Genomic DNA, 15746 nt, shown 5'->3' with positions numbered 1-15746 from the left:
AGGGCGGGGCCAGCCGTCGGGGCGCGGGCCGCAGCGGGGTAGGAAGATGACGGAAAGGCACCTTCAGTGAGAGGGATCACCGATGACCCTGGAACGACCGATCGCCCCGGACCCGTACGAGCTGCTGCCGACCGTGGGGTCGTTCACCCTGACCAGTGACGACGTGCCCAACGGCGAACCGATGGACGTCGCGTACGCGCACGACAGCGTCGGTGGTGGCAACCTGTCGCCGCAGCTCGCCTGGGCCGACTTCCCGGCCGGGACGAAGAGCTTCGTGGTCACCTGCTTCGACCCGGACGCCCCCACCGGCAGCGGTTTCTGGCACTGGGTGCTGGTCAACCTGCCGGCCTCGGTGACCGAGCTGCCCCGGGGTGTGGTCGAGAGCGACCTCGGCGGGGCGTTCAGCGTCCGCAACGACTACGGTCAGCACGGGTACGGCGGGGCCGCTCCGCCCGCCGGGGACCGCCCGCACCGGTACGTCTTCGCGGTGCACGCGCTGGACGTGGAGAACCTGGACGTCACGCCGGACGCCACGCCCGCGTACGTCGGGTTCAACCTGGCCTTCCACACCCTGGCCCGGGCGGTGATCCGCCCGACGTACCAGGTCAGGGTGTAGCCACCGGCGAGCGGAAGGGCCGCGTACCCGACAACGGGCGCGGCCCTTCGTGGTGGAGCCAGGCGGATCCGCCCCCGGGCGAACCGGCGGTCAGCCGGGGACGCGGGCGACGGCGAACACCGACTGGCCGAACGGCGGCCGGACGAGCTGCTCGGCGGCCTTGGTCACCGGCAGGACGGTGGTGTCGTAGACCTTGACCATCGGACCCTCCTTCGGCATCAACCGGAAGACCTTGGTGGCCATGAAGTAACCGATCAGGCCGAGCGCGTTGGCGTAGTGGATCCGCTCCACCCGCAGGCCGGCGCCGGTCATCGCCGCTCCGAGGGTCCGCTTGGTGTACCGGCGGACGTGGCCGGTGGCGATGTCGGCCGGGCTCATCGCGAACTGGAACGCCGGCACGATGATGATCACGGCGCCGCCCGGCCGGACCAGGTCCCGCATGCTGCGGAGCGCGTCGACATCCTCCTCGATGTGCTCGAGGACGTTGTACGAGACCGCCGCGCTGTACTCGCCGCCGATCTCGTCGTGCGGCAGGAGCATCTGCCGTACCTCGATGGTGGGGTGGTCGGCCAGGCGCTCCTTCAGCGCGACGAGCCGGTCGGGATCCGCCTCGGTGGCGGTGAAGCGGGGCAGGTGTGGTGCCCACTCCAGGGCGTAGTCCCCGAGCCCGCTGCCGATCTCGATGGGGTTGTCGCCGAGGTACGGCAGGGCGAGCTCGACGAACCAGCGGCGGTGGTTGACGGCTGTGGCCAGGCCCTCCAGCACCTCGGACTGCACGCGCTGGTCCCCAAGGATTTCTGCCATGCGTCGATTCCCTCACCATATGACTCGACCTGCACCCGGACCCGACAGAGTCAACCACCTGCGTCGTCGGTGGGGAAATCAGGCCACCGGCGGTGACCGAATACGGTTTCGATCGGGGGTGCGGGATCTGCTACCGGGCGAACCGGGCACATACTACGCCGGAACTCCGAAACGCACACCTTGCCGCCCTGCGCTGGCTACGCTCTGAATTGTCATGACTACTCCGGAGTCGGAGGTCGGTCGGGAGTGGTTCCTCCGCCCGGTGTCCTCCAGTGCGGCACGGCGGGACGACCCGGGTGGGCCGGCTGAGGGTGTGCGCCTGGCAGGCCGCCGGCTGCCGGACGCCGTCGCGGTGGCGAGCTTCGTGCTGTTGGCCTTCTGGGTGACCGTGCGATTCTGGACACACCCCGATCACGAGAGCCGGGTGAATCCCACCGATCAGGCCCAGTTCGAGTGGATGATGGCGCACGGCGCACGAGTGGTGACCGATTTCGCCTACCCGTTCGGTTCGGACCGGATGAATGTGCCGGAGGGCGTCAACCTCATGGCAAATACGTCCGTATTATCCGTTTCATTGCCAATGACCCCGGTCACCGTGCTGCTCGGGCCGCGAGCCGCCTTTCTGCTCTTTCTCACCGGCGCGATGATCGCCACCGGCACGGCCTGGTACCTCGTCATCTCCCGGGTGCTGATCCGGTCCCGCCTCGCGGCCTGGGTGGGGGCGACGTTCTGCGCCTTCTCCCCCGCGATGGTCTCGCACGCCAACGCCCACCCGAACATCGTCGCCCAGTACGTGGTCCCGCTGATCGTGTGGCGGACGCTGGCGCTGCGCGAACCGGGCCGGTGGACGCGCAACGGCCTGTTCCTCGGGCTCCTGATCATCTGGCAGGCGTTCCTCAACCTGGAGATCCTGCTGATGACCGCGGTGGGGCTCGGGGTGGTGGTCGCCGTGCTGGTCGTCCGCCGGCCCGACCTGCGGCGGTACGCGCGGCCCTTCCTCGCCGGACTCGGTGTCGCCGCCGGGCTCGCGCTCGTCGTGCTGGCGTACCCGCTCTACGTCCAGCTCTTCGGTCCCGGCGCGTACGAGGGCCTCTCCCGGCTGATCCGGGGCTACCGCAGCGACGTCGCCTCCTTCTTCGCGTGGCCCGGCGAGTCGCTGGCCGGGGATCCCCGTGACACCGAGCGGCTGGCGAAGAACCCGACCGAGGAGAACGCCTTCTTCGGTTGGCCGTTGGCGGTGCTGGTGCCCGCCCTGGTCTGGTGGATGCGGGACCGCGCCGAGGTGCTCGGTCTCGCCGCCGTCGGCCTGCTGTTCGCGCTGCTCTCCCTCGGACGTGAGATCCGCTACAACGGCCGGGACACCGGTGTCCCCGCGCCCTGGGGAGCGCTGGAGAACCTGCCGATCCTGCACTCGGTGGTGCCCACCCGGTGGGCACTCGGGCTGACCCCGGTCGTCGGCCTGCTCCTGGCGTACGGCGTCGCCCGTGTCCACGAGCTGGTCCGTCGTCATCCCACCGCCCGGCGGCAGATCCGGTTCGGCGCGGTCACCGTGCTGGCGATGGCGCTGCTGCCGTTGCTGCCCACCCCGCTGCCGACGGCCCGGCTGGATCCGGTGCCCGAGTTCGTCACCTCCGGCGCGTGGCGCCCGTACCTGGCCGGCGGGCGGAGCCTGGTCACCCTGCCGCTGCCCGACACCGACTACGCCGACCCGCTGCGCTGGTCCGCGGTGACCGGCCTGGAGATGCCGATCGCCCGGGGCTACTTCCTCGGCCCGGACCGGCGGCCGGACGCACCCGAGGGGCGGATCGCCCTGTTCGGGGCCACGCCCCGCCCGACCAGCAGCTTCTTCGCCACCGTCCGACGCACCGGTGCGGTGCCGCCGATCACCCCGCAGGACCGGGTGGCGGCCGTCGACGACCTGCGGTACTGGCGGGCCGGCGCGGTGGTGCTCGCCTCCCACCGGCACGAGGACGCCCTCCGGCGCGGGATGACCGAACTCAGCGGCGTCGAGCCGGTCCGCACCGGCGGGGTGTGGCTCTGGGACGTCCGCCCCCTGGTCGACTGACCGACCGGCGGCCGGCCCGGTCGGAGAGCGGTCGGGCCGGTCAGGGGCGGACGCAGCAGCCCTGGCAGTACTTCGGCTTCGGCAGGGTGAACGCCAGGCAGCAGGTGCGGCGCTGGACGGTGGGCTGACCCGACGCGCCGGGCACCAGGTCGACCAGGTCCCGGACGCCGAGCGCGCCGAGCACGGTGTCGACCGACTCCACCGCCGAGCCGGGCAGCGCGTCGGCGGCGCGCAGGATCCCGTGGGCGACGCCGGAGGCGACCGAGCCGAGCAGCGTACGGGCACCGATGCGGACCTCGGCCTGGATCGCCCTGATCAGCGGGTCGAGGTGGGCGTCGAGCAGCGACGCCCGGAGCAGCTTGAGGAGTTCGGCCTCGTCGGCGACCACCCGCACCTCGGGCGGGGCGGCCAGGGCCAGCGGGTCGGTCGGCAGCACCGCGACGGTCGTCGACCGGCGCAGCCCGAGCGTGACCAGGGGGCGGTGGTCCTCGAAGTGGAGCAGCACGTCGGCCGGGTCGAGCAGGGGCACCCGGCGCGCGGACGCCCAGCCGAGCACCGCCGGCAGCGCCGCCCAGTAGCTGTACGACTTCCAGGCCAGGGCAGCGCAGGCGTGCGGCGTGCCGCCCCAACGGTGGGCGGCTGCGGTCAGGAGGGCGGGCAGGTGGGTGCCGTCCACCAGGGTGGTGGCCGGGGACCAGCCGTACTCGTCGTCCACCAGCAGGCCGGGAGCGAGCCCGGGGAGGTCGTCGGTGCCGAACATCGCCCGCAGCGTCGTGGTGACCGGCGCGAGCGGCGCGACGACGGCACGGGGTGGGATCACCGCAGTCACTGTCGCGCCTCCCTCGCCCTGGCCTGCCGTATGAGCTAAGGCTAACCTAACTCTCGCCGTAGGGGGAGTGGTGGACGCACTGTCGTGTGCCATCGGTGGTGCCCGGCTGATACCCGGGGGTGCCAGCCGGAAACCCCTGCGACAAGGAGGGCATACCGGGCGCGCTGAGAACGGCTCGGCGGGTGTTGTCAAGGTCAGAGTCGGCAACGTGCCACTTCTGTGCGAAACCCGCCCGCCAAACGTGAAACTGATACTCCCGGCCATGAGGAAGCTGATGACGACCTCGCCCCTCGAACGGGCCGTCGACTCGTTCGCAGCCGAGCTCGGTCGGCACCGGAATGAGCGAGGGCTGTCCAAGAAGCAGCTCGCCACCCTGATGGGGTTCGACCCGTCGTACGTCAGCCACGTCGAGAGCCGCCGGCACCGCCCCACCGAGGACTTCGCCCGGCGCGCCGAGGCCGTCCTGGAGGCCGGCGGAGCGATCTGGCAGCGCTTCCGTGAGTACGACGACCTGCGGCACGCCCGCACCGCCCCACCGCACCGCGACCCGCCCGTCCCGGGCCAGTGGATGCCACCCGGCACGGGCCTGATCGTCGAGCACGAGTTCGCCAACCTGACCTACCGCGACGGCGTCTACCACTGCGTCGTCCGGCGCGCCCTCTACAACGCCGGCACCGAGCCGGTCACCCGCTACCTGGCCCGGGTGGCCGTCGACCGCTACCCGAACGATCCCGGCCGCTCCAACCGGCACCACCGGGACCACCCCCTCACCTTCGCCGAGCTGCAGCTGCGGGCATACCGGGACGACGGGGGCGAACGGGAGCCGATGCACTGGCGGGCCAAGCACGACCGGGACGCGTTCAAGGAATTCTGGCTCCTCTTCGAGAACGCCGACGGGCGCTTCCCGCTCTACCCCGGCGACCGGGCCACCATCGAGTACGAGTACTGCGTCGGGCAGGAGAAGTGGGGGCGCTGGTTCCAGCGCGCCGTCCGGGTGCCGACCCGGGCGCTCGACGTGCGGCTGGACCTGCCCGCCGTGCTCGAACCGCAGGTCTGGGGCTTGGAGACCTCGCTCTCGGCGGAGGAGGGGCCGCTGCGCACCCCGGTGCAGCGCCACGACGAGGACGGCCGGGCGATCTTCGACTGGGCGACGGAGAACCCGCCGCTCAACGCCCGTTACCGGCTCCAGTGGCGGTTCCGCAACCCGCCCGCCCCGGCCACGCCGAGCGGGGTGACGGCCGACCCGGCCCGTCCCCGGCCGAGCGATCGGATGCGGGCCGCCGGCATCGTCCAGCGCGGTGCCGACCTGCTCCGCCAACCCGTCCGGCAGTTCGACCTGCCCGAGGAGGGGCCGGTCGCCCGGGACGTGGTGGAACGGCTGATCGCCGCCCTCACCGAACTCGACGAACTGCACCGGTTCAACCGGGGCATCGGACTGGCCGCGCCCCAGCTCGGGCTCAGCTGCGCGGCGGCCGTGGTACGCCCGCCGGACCGCAGCGCCGAGCCGGTGGTGCTGCTCAACCCCCGGGTGGTCGACTCCTCCCCGGACACCGACGAACAGTACGAGGGCTGCCTCTCCTTCTTCGACCACCGGGGTCTCGTCCCCCGGTCGCTGCGGCTCGACGTGGAACACGCCCGCGTCGACGGAACCCGGCTGATCACGTCCTTCGAGTTCGGCATGGCCCGGCTGGTCGCCCACGAGATCGACCACCTGAAGGGGCGGCTCTACGTCGACCGGATGGCACCGGGCGTGCCGCTGGTGCCGGTCGAGAAGTACCGCGAGACCAGCCACGCCTGGCGCTACTGACCCGGCCGCCCGACGGGGTGCCGGGTCGCGTGCCCCAGGGGGCGGGGGCACGCGACCCGGCGTGGGGGGAGGAATGTCTAGAGGTTGCCGAAGGTGTCGTACCGGACGTGCTGCGGCGGCACCTGGTCGGCAGCGAGCGCCCGCAAAGTGGCCCGGACCATTCCGGCCGACCCGGAGACGAAGCAGTCGTGCGACGTCCACGGCCCGTAGCGGGTGACCACGTCGGAGATGTCGCCCTGCTCGCCGTCGAAGTCCGGGTCCGCGCTGCACGCCGGTGTCACCGACAACCACGGGTGCACGGCGACCAGCTCCTGCAACCCGGCCAGGGCGTACAGGTTGTCAGCGTGCCGGGCGCCGTAGAAGACGTGCACCCAACGGGTCCGGTTGTAGGTGGTCAACTCCTCGACCAGCGCCTTCACCGGGGCCAGCCCGACCCCGCCGGCCACGCAGAGGACGTCCCGCTCCGAGGAGCGGTCCAGGGTCATGCCGCCCATCGGCGCGGCGATCCGCAGCAGGTCGCCCGGCCTGACCCGGCGGACCAGGGCACCGGAGACCCAGCCGGCGCCGGGCGTCCGGACGTGGAACTCCAGGACGTTGTCGTCGTTCGGGGCGTTCGCGACGGAGTACGTCCGCCACACCCGGGGGTGGTACCGGGGGGCCTCGATGCTGACGTACTGACCCGCCCGGTACGGCAGTGGATGTTGCAGGGCCCGGACGGTCAGCACGGCGGTGTCCGGGCCGTACCGTTGGTGGGTCAGCACCTCGGCGTGCCAGAACGGAGGATTCTCGTCGGCCGCCGCGCCGGCCTGCATCTTCTCCGTGATCGCCGCGTACGCGTCCCGCCATGCCTGGTCGTACTCCAGGTTCCAGCCGTCCCCCCGGCGGTGCGCAGCGCGTCCAGCAGGGCGACCCCCATGGTGGCGTAGTTGTCGGCGGTGACGTGGTACTTCCGGTGGTCCCGGCCGAGGGCCCGCAGGTACTCGTCGAAGCTCTCCGGGTCACCGACGGCCTGGATGGCGGCGACGATCGCGTCGAGGATGCGGTCACCCTGGCCGCGCATCTGCACCGGGAAGAGCTTCCGCAGGTCGGGGTCGAGGAGGAACAGGCGGGCGTAGAAGTAGTCGCTGAGCCGCTCCCGGTCCCCCTCGACCAGGGCCCAGCTCTCCTTCAACAGCCGCGCGAAGTTCTCCATCGGCGCTCCCCTCGGCGAGACGGTGGATCGGGCAGGACCCAGCATGACCACGGAGCGTCGAGGGTGGTCGCACAGAATGTGCGATCGATTCGCGCTGGTCGGTACGACCTGCGGCGGCGGTGCCGTCCGGGACGGCGATCGGGCACAGTGGTGCGGTGACGGTTGAGCTCACCCGCCCGGTGTCCCACCGGGTCCTCGGCACCGAGACGCTGCTGGTGCTCGGGCTGTCGCTCGGGCAGTCCGCGGTCTACGCGATGGTCTCCCTGACCGCCAAGCTGACCGCCGAGGGGGGACTGTCCCGGCAGACCGCCGCGCTGAACACCTCCGCGTCACCCCGGCCGTACCTGGACCTGACGTACCAGGTGCTCGGCATCGCCTTCGCGCTGGTGCCGGTGCTGCTCGCCGTACACCTGCTCAACCGGGAGCCGGGCGACGCCGGACGGACCCTCGGTCTCGACGCCCGACAACCCGGCCTTGACCTGGCCCGAGGCGCCGGCCTGGCGGCGCTGATCGGCCTGCCCGGCCTGGCGCTGTTCTGGGCCGCCGCGCAGCTCGGGCTCAACGCCACGCTCGTGCCGGCCGCGCTGCCCGAGCTGTGGTGGACGGTGCCGGTGCTGATCCTCGCCGCCGTGCAGAACGCCGTGCTGGAGGAGGTGATCGTGGTCGGCTACCTGACCACCCGGTTACGGCAGCTCCAGTGGCGGCTCGGCGCGGTGATCGCCACCAGTGCGCTGATCCGCGGTTCCTACCACCTCTACCAGGGCTTCGGCGCGTTCGTCGGGAACGCGGTGATGGGCGTGATCTTCAGCCTCTTCTTCCTGCGGACCCGCCGCGTGATGCCGCTGGTCGTCGCGCACACGCTGCTCGACGTCGTGGCGTTCGTCGGCTACTCCCTGCTGCCCCGGGAGTGGTTCGACTGGCTCTGAGGCCAGCGGAGCTTCGGCTGGCGGTAGGCCGCGACCGCCCGGGCGGCCAGCCGCTCGACGGCAGCCGAGTTCCCGGCCGCCGTGGCGAGCACCGCCGCGCCGGGCAGCAGCCGCGACGCCAGCCGCAGCGCCAACCAGCCGGCTGCCTGCGCGGTGAGCGGAGCGGCCAGCCGCCACGCGGCTTCGGCCACCCGACCCCACGGCGGCTCGCCGTCGCCGGTCTCTGCGCGAGCGGCGGCGAGAGCCGTCCGGGCGCTCCCCGCGTCCGGGTGGACCCGGGTCAGCACCAGCAGTTCGACTGCCCGTTCCGGGTCGACCGGATCGCGGCCGTGCGCCGCCGCCAGGTGCAGCACCAGCCCGGACTGCGTCCAGAGCACCGCCGCCAGCTCGGCCAGGGGAGCGAAGAGACCGGCCACCGCGGCGGTCGCCCCACCCCACGCCGCCGTGCGGACGAACCGCCGGGTGGCGAGCCGGGCCAGGCCCGCAGAACCGATCTTCGGGTACGTCTCACGCAGCGCGGCCGTCCAGGCGGCGGCCTGCGGCCCGATCCGCTCCACCGCCGCCAGCGCCAGCAACTCCGGCGCGAAGGCCGGCTGCGCCAGAATCCGCTCCAGATCGACGGTACGGCCGGTCGACGGCCTGCCGGACACGTCGGAAGCCGGTGGCTCCGGCTTCGCCTCTGCCGTCGCGGCCCGGTCCGCCGGCTCCGGTGCCGTCTCCTCGGCGGCCTCCGCCTTTTTCGTGTTCCGCCGCGGGCTGACGGTCTGCTGTGCGGGTGCCTTCCTGGCAGCGACCTTCTTCGGAGCGGTCTTTCGCGCAGTGCCAACGGCTTGCTCCGCAGCGCCTGCGGTGTGTTTCACGTCACCTTCGGTGGGCCCGGCCGGGGGAGCGGGTGCCGGCTGCTCCGGCACCGCGCCCGCGCGCCGGCCAGTCCCGACGACCTTCTGGCGTGGCGCCCGGCGGGGAGGCGTGGTCGGCTCCTGGTCGACGGCTGGACCGCCCGTGTCCGGAGGCTGGAACAGCACCGTGGGAGCTGCCGCCTTCCGCCGTGACCGCCCCCGGGGTGGCTCCTCCGGCTGGTCCGCCCCCGGGACGGGGTCGGTCGGGCTGGGCGGCGCGGTGAAGGTCGGTTGGGGAGAACGGCCGCGACGTGTCGCTGCACGTGGCTCGCGGCGAGGCGGGTCGCTCGGCGGCTGCTCCTGCATATCGACGAAGCGTAGTCCCGATGGCAGCGGCGCGCAGCGTGAAAACGCTGGTCAGCGGCGAGGGACGGAAGGTCGACGCGGCGGGAGGGGGAAGTCGCTTTGCTCCCTGCCGGGGCGGGGCTGTATTCTCGGGCGGCGGTGGTCTGCTGGGCCACCGGGGAGACTTCGCCTAGTCTGGTCTATGGCGCCGCACTGCTAATGCGGTTGGGGTCTTAAAGCCCCTCCCGGGTTCGAATCCCGGAGTCTCCGCGCGAAGGCCGGGTGTGTAGACTGGCCGAGCACCAGCGCCCGTAGCTCAACGGATAGAGCATCTGACTACGGATCAGAAGGTTAGGGGTTCGAGTCCCTTCGGGCGCGCAAGTTTGACCAGGCAATATTTATGATTGCCGCTGACCTTCGGGTCGGTGTGGGTCGCATGTGGGTCACGTCTGTGACCCACATGTCGGGCCTGGTGGGGCCATGTTGACCTGGGCTTTCGGGGTTGATGCGCAGCGGATTCGCGGACGGATGATGCGGATCCGCCTCTTTGTCTGAGCTCATGATCCACCCGGTTGATGATCATGGTTTGCCTGCTGTCTAGCCTGTCCGGGTGTCTTGGGGGATGGGTGGCTAGGGCCAACGAGGCGGGCCTGGTGTACCGGCGGTGCGGCTGTCGGTGCGGGCAGACCGGTCGCCAGTTGGGTGTGCGGTGCGAGCGTCTGGCCGAGGTCGACCACGGCCGTTGGTACTTCGCCGTGCAGTTGACTGGTATTGATGAGCGGCGTGTCCGGGTGCGTCGCGGTGGTTTCGCCAGCCGGGCGGAGGCCGAGCGGGCCTGCTGGGTGCTGCGGCAGGTGCCGGGGCACGAGGCGGCGGGGATGTGGACGCTGAGGCGCTGGCTGGAGTTCTGGTTGTCGGAGAACGAGGGGCGGCTGCGTCCCTCGACCATGGTCAACTACCGCGGCCTGGTGAACGACTACCTCATTCCGCAGTTGGGTCACGTGCGGATGCGGAAGTTGCGTACCCGGGATGCGCAGCGGGCGATGGACCGGATCTCGCACCGCCACGTCCGAGGTGGGCGGCTGATTTCTGCGGGCACGCTGAACGGTATCCGTGCGGTGCTGCGAAGCGCGTTGTCCGCGGCGCGGCGGCAGGGGGTGATCGACCGGAATCCCGGTCGAGGGCTGCGGCTGCCGAACGGGGCGCGTCCACGGGCGGTGGTGTGGGACGCGGAGCGGGAGAAGGCCTGGAACGACACGGGAGTGCGGCCTCGGGTGGCGGTGTGGGGGCTGCATCAGGTCGGCCGGTTCCTGGAGGCCGTGCAGAGCGATCCGCTGTTCGCGTTGTGGTGGCTGGTGGCGTTGCGAGGGCCGCGCCGGGGTGAGATCGCCGGGTTGCGCTGGGAGGACATCAACCTGGTGGATGGCGAGTTGACCATCCGGGAGCAGGTGGTTGTCGTGCGTGGGGTGGAGCGGTTGGGTCCGCCGAAGTCGGCGGCCGGGGTGCGGACCTTGGCTTTGGACGAGTTCAGTGTGCGGTTGCTGACGGATCTGTGGCATCGGCAACGCCGGAGGTTCGGTTGGGTCGACCCGAAGCAGCGGGTGTTCCTGCACGAGGATGGGCGGCCGGTACGTCCGGACTGGCTTACCCGCCGCTTCGCGAAGCTGGTCAAGAACGTGGATCTGCCGCCGGTCCGTCTGCATGACCTGCGGCACGGCGCCGCCGGGATCGCCTCGGCCGCCGGGGTGGGCCTGAAGCAGATCCAGGAGGACATGGGCCATCACACCCCGTTGACCACGATCGAGACCTACATCTGCGTGTTCAAGCAGATAGCCAAGCAGGCGGTACGGGCGTCGGCGGAGCTTCTTCTACAGCATGTACGGGTCAGGGCGTCGCTGGCGGGGGCCTACCAGGCCTGATCTTCGAAGGCGGGTCGCTCCGGGTTGATGGCCTGCCTGGGAGCAGGAGAAGCGTTCCTGTTTCCCGGGCAGGCCGCCCGGTGGGCGAGGGTTGGTCAGCGAGCTCTGCGGGTGCGGCGGCCCGAGGACTTCGGCTGCATGTCGGTGTTGTCCTCGGCTCTTGGCGGCATCTGCTGGTCCCGTTTTGAGATGGACTCCGTCTTCGCGGTTTTGGCCGGGCGTCGCTTCCCGCTGTCGCGACGCTTGGCGGGCGGTCGCGTCTCGGCGCCGGGTGTGCCGGCGTTGAGGACGAGGCGGGCGGTTGCTTCGGCGGCCTTGTGTTGGGTGGCGGGGAGGCTGGTGGTGTAGGTGTCGGCGGTGATCCGGATCGTGGCGTGGCCGAGCTGATGTTGAATGGTCTTGAGGTCGGCACCGGCGGTGTGGGCGAGGGTGGCAGCACCGTGGCGAAGGTCGTGCAGCCGGATCGGCGGCAGCCCGGCCCGGTCGACCAGGAGCCAATGCCACGTAGCCTAAATTTGATCATGTTGTTGTGCTGGTCGTTTGTGCCCGGACGGGCTTCCGGCGGGTGTGGTGCGGCGGGCGGGTCAGCGTGTCCGGGCTGTGGTGTTGACGCCGGCTGGCTGGGCGGGTCTGGCCGGGTGTTTCTGGTAGTCCTTTCTGGCTGGTGGCGGCGGGCGGGTCCGCCGGTGGTGGGGGTTTGAGGCCCCAGAACCGGATGGTCGCTGGGCCGTCGTGGCGGATGCTGGCCGGTTCGTGGTGTTTCTTGACGCGGTAGCTGTTGTGGCGGGCTCGTTTGACCGCCCGGGGGCAGCTGCGGTGCCGGCGGGGCGGTAGCGGCTTGCGGCCCAGCTCGGCGAGTGCGTGGGGTAGGTGGTCAGTCCAGTCTCCAGGGGGGAATGCCCGCCGTCCCGGTGGCGGTACGGCGGGCGATTCGCAGCGCGCGGGTGAAGCTGATCCGGTCGGGGTCGAGGTCGGCGGCTTCGGCCGCGCGGGTGATCAACGCGGCGAGGGCGTGGTGGACGATCAGCCAGGCCCAGATTTCCTGGTAGGCCAGCTCCGGCAGCCTTGAGCGCAGCAGACGGCCCGGGCCGCGTAGGTGCGTCTTGAGCTGGTCGTTGCTGGTCTCTTCTTCCCAGCGCAGGTGGTAGGCCTCGGCCAGCTCGTCCGCGTGGGCCTCGGCCGGGTCGAGGACGGTGGTCAGCAGCACGATCAGCTCGCCGGTGCCGTCGCCGTCGCGGTCGGGCACGTCGTACTCGACCACTCGTACCAGATACGCCAGCTCAGGGGCCAGATCCTGCCCAGCGCGGGCAGCGGCGACGACGCGGTCCCGGCGGGCGCCGCGGATCTTCGGGTTGATCACCACGGACACATACGTGCCGTCGGCCAGCACCCGCACGACCGGCAGCCGCAGCCCGGTCGGCGCCCGCCACAGCAACGCCGCCCCGGTGCCCGCCGCAGCAGACCAGGCGTCGAAGGAGTAGAACCCCCGGTCGGCGGTCAGCAGCTCATCGCGGCGCAGCCGCGGGTACAGCCGCATCGCCAATGTCTGCTCCCCGGTGCCATAGCCGGACACCTCCCCGGCCAGGAACGCGTGCGTGCCGCACTCGGCCAACGCCACCACCCGCGCCTTCGGATACGCCGACCGGTTGCCCCCCGAGCCGGCGTAGCCGAACTCGGCGGCGTTACCCGGCGTGTCCGGCAGGTCCACATCGAAGCCGTCAATAGCAAGGACTCGCCACCGCCGCAGCCACGCCCCCCGCGTATCAGTCGTGCCCACCGGCTGCACCACCGACTCGAAAATCTCCTCCATGACCGGCGCGCCCAGCCGCTGCCGCGCCTGACTGATCCCCGACGCGGTCGGCACCGACCAAGCGGCGTCCCAGCAGCCGAACCGGGTCAACGCCCCGGTGACCTTCGTGGCGACCTCTTCGTAGTCATCCTCACCGAACAGGCACAACGCCATCGTCAGATAGGCCACCACATGCGGCGGAAGCTTCCCATCCGACCGCCTGGCCCCAACCCCAAACCGGGCCACCGCCGCGTCCACCGCATCCCGCGGCACCGCGGACACCAGCACCCCCAACGACACCTGATCCGCCGTCACCGCCACCGTCTCGGACATGACCGGCAAGCACACCAGCACCCGACCTGCCGGTCACGCCACCACGCCGACCATCCACAAAGACCCAGCACAACAACATGATCAAATTAGGCTACGTGGCATTGCGCCTAGGGCGTGCTCGGCCTGGCCGACAAGCACGGCCCCGAGCGGCTGGAGTTGGCCTGCGCCAAGGCGATCACGGCAGGTGACCCGTCCTACCGCATGATTGCTAGCGGACACTGAAAAATGGCTCTGACACGAACTTGGTGATCGTTATCCGTTGATGTCAGTCGTTGAGGAGGATTCGGCGGCGGAGGAGGTCGGGGTTGGCCCGGCCATACATCGCCCTTTTGATCATTCTGATGCGGTTCACGGCGCCTTCGACCGCGCCGGAGCTCCAGGTCATGGTCAGACCAGCGGTGACAGCGGTCCAGTCCTTGCGTAGCCCGTTGGCGAACGAGCGGATCTCGGGAGTGGATCCTTGTTCTGCCTGTTGACCCATGCATCGAGGCGGGCGCCACCCCGGGTGCGGACCAGGTCGGTGAAGCTGCGGGCTAGATTAACTGGCCTTAGAGGTCGCGCGGAATGGTGGGTTGATCGGCGCGCCTGAACGGATGCAGGCACAGAACTGGTGATCATGAAGTTGCTGACGCTCCGTGATCACGGGAGGTTCTGTGCCTGCCATTCCAGCATGGCTGATCGAGCCGTTGTGGGTCCAGTTCGCCGCGCTGCTCCCCGATCGGCCGACCTACCAACCGACACATCCGCTGGGCTGTCACCGCAAGCGGATCGATGACCGCATCGTGTTCGACAAGCTGGTCCAGGTGTTGCGGTTCGGCTGCGCCTACGAGGCGATCGCCGATGCCACCTGTTCGGCCACCACGATCCGCGGCCGCCGTGACGAGTGGATAGAGCTTGGGGTGTTCGCCCAGCTCAAACAGATCGCCCTGGACGCCTACGACCGGCTCGTCGGCCTGGTCCTCGACGACATCGCCGTGGACGGCTGCATCACCAAGGCTCCCGGCGGCGGCGAGGCCGCCGGACGCTCACCGGTCGACCGGGGCAAGCAGGGCATGAAACGCTCGTTGATGGTCGACGGCTACGGCATCCCCCTCGGCCGGGTCCTGGCCGGCGCGAACCGACACGACTCACCCCTGCTCGGCCCCACCCTCGACCACCTCGACGACCTCGGCCCACTACCCCAGGCCATCACGGTGCACCTCGACGCCGGATACGACTCCCAGGTCACCCGCGCCCTGCTGGCCGAGCGCGGCCTGACCGGTGAGATCGCCCACAAGGGCGACAAGGCGCCCATCCAGGCGAGCCAACGGTGGCACGTCGAACGGACGAACAGCTGGCACAACGCGTTCAACCGGCTGCAACGCTGCTACGAACGAACAGAGAAGGTCATCGACGCCTTCTTCGACCTCGCCGACGCGATCATCACCGTCCGCAGCCTCATCCGGCGTGCATGGACCCTCTACCGGTGGAACAACCGACCCGCCCGCCGCCGATGATCAACAACCATTCCGCGCGACCTCCTAGTGGGGTTGCGCTTGTTCGTGCGCGTCATCACCGTGAGGACGTTGATGCGGGTAGCGGCCCTCCCGGTGTTCCTTGGCCAGGCGCTCGGGAGGGCCGCTTGAGGTGCGGAGGCACCGGGTGATGACGGTAAACGACGATCCGGTTGGGGTCGAACGGCAGTTGGTGGTGGGTGAGCTGCGCTGTCCGGGTTGCGCGGGCCGGTTGGCGGGGTGGGGATGGGCGCGGCCGCGTCTGATCCGGGTTGAGTCGGGCGGCCGCTGGCTGGTGCGGCCTCGGCGTGCCTGCTGCACGAGGTGCGCGGCGACGCACGTGCTGCTGCCGGTCGGCGTGCTGGTGCGGCGGGCGGATGCTGTCGGTGTGGTCGGCCGCGCGGTGCAGGCCAAGGCGGCCGGGTTGAGTGCCCGCCCGGTCGCGGTGCTGGTGGACCGGCCGCTGGGGACGGTGAGGGGCTGGTTGCGGCGGTTCGGCGGGCGGGCCGAGCGGGTCCGGGCGTGATTTACCCGGCTGCTGGTCGCGGTGGCGGTCGATCCGCAGATTCCCGACCCGACCGGTTCGCTGTTTGCTGACGCGGTGGCCGCGATCACCGCCGCGGGGCGGGCGGTGGCGGGCCGGTTCGTGCTGCGCGAGGTGACGGCGTGGCAGGTGGCCGGCGCGGTTTCAGGCGGGCGTCTGTTGTCCCCGGACTGGCCACCGGAGTGGATCAACACGAGTTCGCCCTGGTCAGTAGCCATGTGAGGGGGCAGCGTCAGCACTTGTCG

At 70.8% G+C, this 15746-nt stretch carries 14 protein-coding genes, 2 tRNA genes and 1 pseudogene; 10 read left to right on the top strand and 7 right to left on the bottom strand.

What is annotated here, in order from left to right:
- Positions 1-82: 82 nt before the first annotated feature.
- On the top strand, positions 83-616 hold the full coding sequence (locus GA0074694_RS05950; protein ID WP_091453646.1) for a YbhB/YbcL family Raf kinase inhibitor-like protein: 534 nt from the start codon (positions 83-85) through the stop codon (positions 614-616).
- 90 nt (positions 617-706) lie between these two features.
- Here the strand turns inward: GA0074694_RS05950 and GA0074694_RS05945 are convergent, their stop codons facing one another.
- Positions 707-1420, bottom strand: a complete 714-nt coding sequence (locus tag GA0074694_RS05945) for a class I SAM-dependent methyltransferase (RefSeq protein WP_091453642.1) — start codon at positions 1418-1420, stop codon at positions 707-709.
- Positions 1421-1634: 214 nt separating this feature from the next.
- On the opposite strand from GA0074694_RS05945, the gene GA0074694_RS05940 reads away from it, so the two are divergent.
- Positions 1635-3485: a DUF6311 domain-containing protein gene (locus tag GA0074694_RS05940; protein ID WP_245714557.1), complete on the top strand. Its 1851-nt coding sequence runs from the start codon at positions 1635-1637 to the stop codon at positions 3483-3485.
- 40 nt (positions 3486-3525) lie between these two features.
- Here GA0074694_RS05940 and GA0074694_RS05935 read toward each other — a convergent pair whose 3' ends face one another.
- Complete coding sequence (locus GA0074694_RS05935; RefSeq protein WP_425413607.1) at positions 3526-4245, bottom strand: IucA/IucC family C-terminal-domain containing protein; 720 nt, start codon at positions 4243-4245, stop codon at positions 3526-3528.
- A 343-nt stretch (positions 4246-4588) separates the two neighbouring features.
- Here GA0074694_RS05935 and GA0074694_RS05930 point away from each other — a divergent pair, with 343 nt between their 5' ends.
- A complete protein-coding gene (locus GA0074694_RS05930; protein ID WP_091453633.1) occupies positions 4589-6121 on the top strand; it encodes a peptide deformylase in 1533 nt (510 codons plus the stop codon).
- Between the two features lie 77 nt (positions 6122-6198).
- Here GA0074694_RS05930 and GA0074694_RS05925 read toward each other — a convergent pair.
- Positions 6199-7313: pseudogene (locus GA0074694_RS05925) on the bottom strand (globin domain-containing protein).
- A gap of 155 nt (positions 7314-7468) precedes the next feature.
- Between GA0074694_RS05925 and GA0074694_RS05920 the strand changes: the two are divergent.
- Entirely contained in the window at positions 7469-8239 is a 771-nt protein-coding gene (locus GA0074694_RS05920) for a CPBP family intramembrane glutamic endopeptidase (RefSeq protein ID WP_091458720.1), read from the top strand.
- Here GA0074694_RS05920 and GA0074694_RS05915 read toward each other — a convergent pair.
- A complete protein-coding gene (locus GA0074694_RS05915; protein ID WP_245714556.1) occupies positions 8200-8889 on the bottom strand; it encodes a hypothetical protein in 690 nt (229 codons plus the stop codon). The genes GA0074694_RS05920 and GA0074694_RS05915 overlap by 40 nt on opposite strands.
- 713 nt (positions 8890-9602) lie before the next feature.
- Here GA0074694_RS05915 and GA0074694_RS05910 point away from each other — a divergent pair.
- From GA0074694_RS05910 to GA0074694_RS05900, 3 genes are all read left to right on the top strand, one after another.
- A tRNA-Ser gene (locus tag GA0074694_RS05910) sits at positions 9603-9693 on the top strand.
- Positions 9694-9728: 35 nt separating this feature from the next.
- A tRNA-Arg gene (locus GA0074694_RS05905) sits at positions 9729-9801 on the top strand.
- Positions 9802-10127: 326 nt separating this feature from the next.
- The gene (locus GA0074694_RS05900; protein ID WP_245714555.1) at positions 10128-11342 is read left to right on the top strand and encodes a tyrosine-type recombinase/integrase; all 1215 of its coding nucleotides are present in this window, start codon (positions 10128-10130) and stop codon (positions 11340-11342) included.
- A 95-nt stretch (positions 11343-11437) separates the two neighbouring features.
- Here the strand turns inward: GA0074694_RS05900 and GA0074694_RS05895 are convergent, their stop codons facing one another.
- From GA0074694_RS05895 to GA0074694_RS05885, 3 genes are all read right to left on the bottom strand, one after another.
- Positions 11438-11800: a tyrosine-type recombinase/integrase gene (locus GA0074694_RS05895; RefSeq protein WP_425413606.1), complete on the bottom strand. Its 363-nt coding sequence runs from the start codon at positions 11798-11800 to the stop codon at positions 11438-11440.
- Between the two features lie 416 nt (positions 11801-12216).
- Positions 12217-13464, bottom strand: a complete 1248-nt coding sequence (locus tag GA0074694_RS05890; RefSeq protein WP_091458715.1) for an IS4 family transposase — start codon at positions 13462-13464, stop codon at positions 12217-12219.
- Between the two features lie 265 nt (positions 13465-13729).
- Positions 13730-13945 (bottom strand): transposase, encoded by a 216-nt coding sequence (locus tag GA0074694_RS05885; RefSeq protein WP_091453626.1) that lies wholly within the window; start codon positions 13943-13945, stop codon positions 13730-13732.
- A gap of 172 nt (positions 13946-14117) precedes the next feature.
- Here GA0074694_RS05885 and GA0074694_RS05880 point away from each other — a divergent pair, with 172 nt between their 5' ends.
- The 3 genes from GA0074694_RS05880 to GA0074694_RS32165 all read left to right on the top strand — a co-directional run bounded on the left by GA0074694_RS05880 (position 14118) and on the right by GA0074694_RS32165 (position 15723).
- A complete protein-coding gene (locus GA0074694_RS05880; protein WP_091453604.1) occupies positions 14118-14960 on the top strand; it encodes an IS5 family transposase in 843 nt (280 codons plus the stop codon).
- Positions 14961-15108: 148 nt separating this feature from the next.
- Complete coding sequence (locus GA0074694_RS32170) at positions 15109-15483, top strand: hypothetical protein (protein WP_218105643.1); 375 nt, start codon at positions 15109-15111, stop codon at positions 15481-15483.
- Positions 15484-15504: 21 nt separating this feature from the next.
- Positions 15505-15723 carry a hypothetical protein gene (locus tag GA0074694_RS32165; RefSeq protein ID WP_218105642.1) on the top strand — a complete coding sequence of 73 codons (219 nt, stop codon included), beginning with the start codon at positions 15505-15507 and terminating at the stop codon, positions 15721-15723.
- Positions 15724-15746 lie beyond the last annotated feature (23 nt).

The organism is Micromonospora inyonensis, from assembly GCF_900091415.1.
In the GTDB taxonomy this organism is placed as follows: domain Bacteria; phylum Actinomycetota; class Actinomycetes; order Mycobacteriales; family Micromonosporaceae; genus Micromonospora; species Micromonospora inyonensis.
This window is presented reverse-complemented; position numbering and strand designations above follow the sequence as displayed.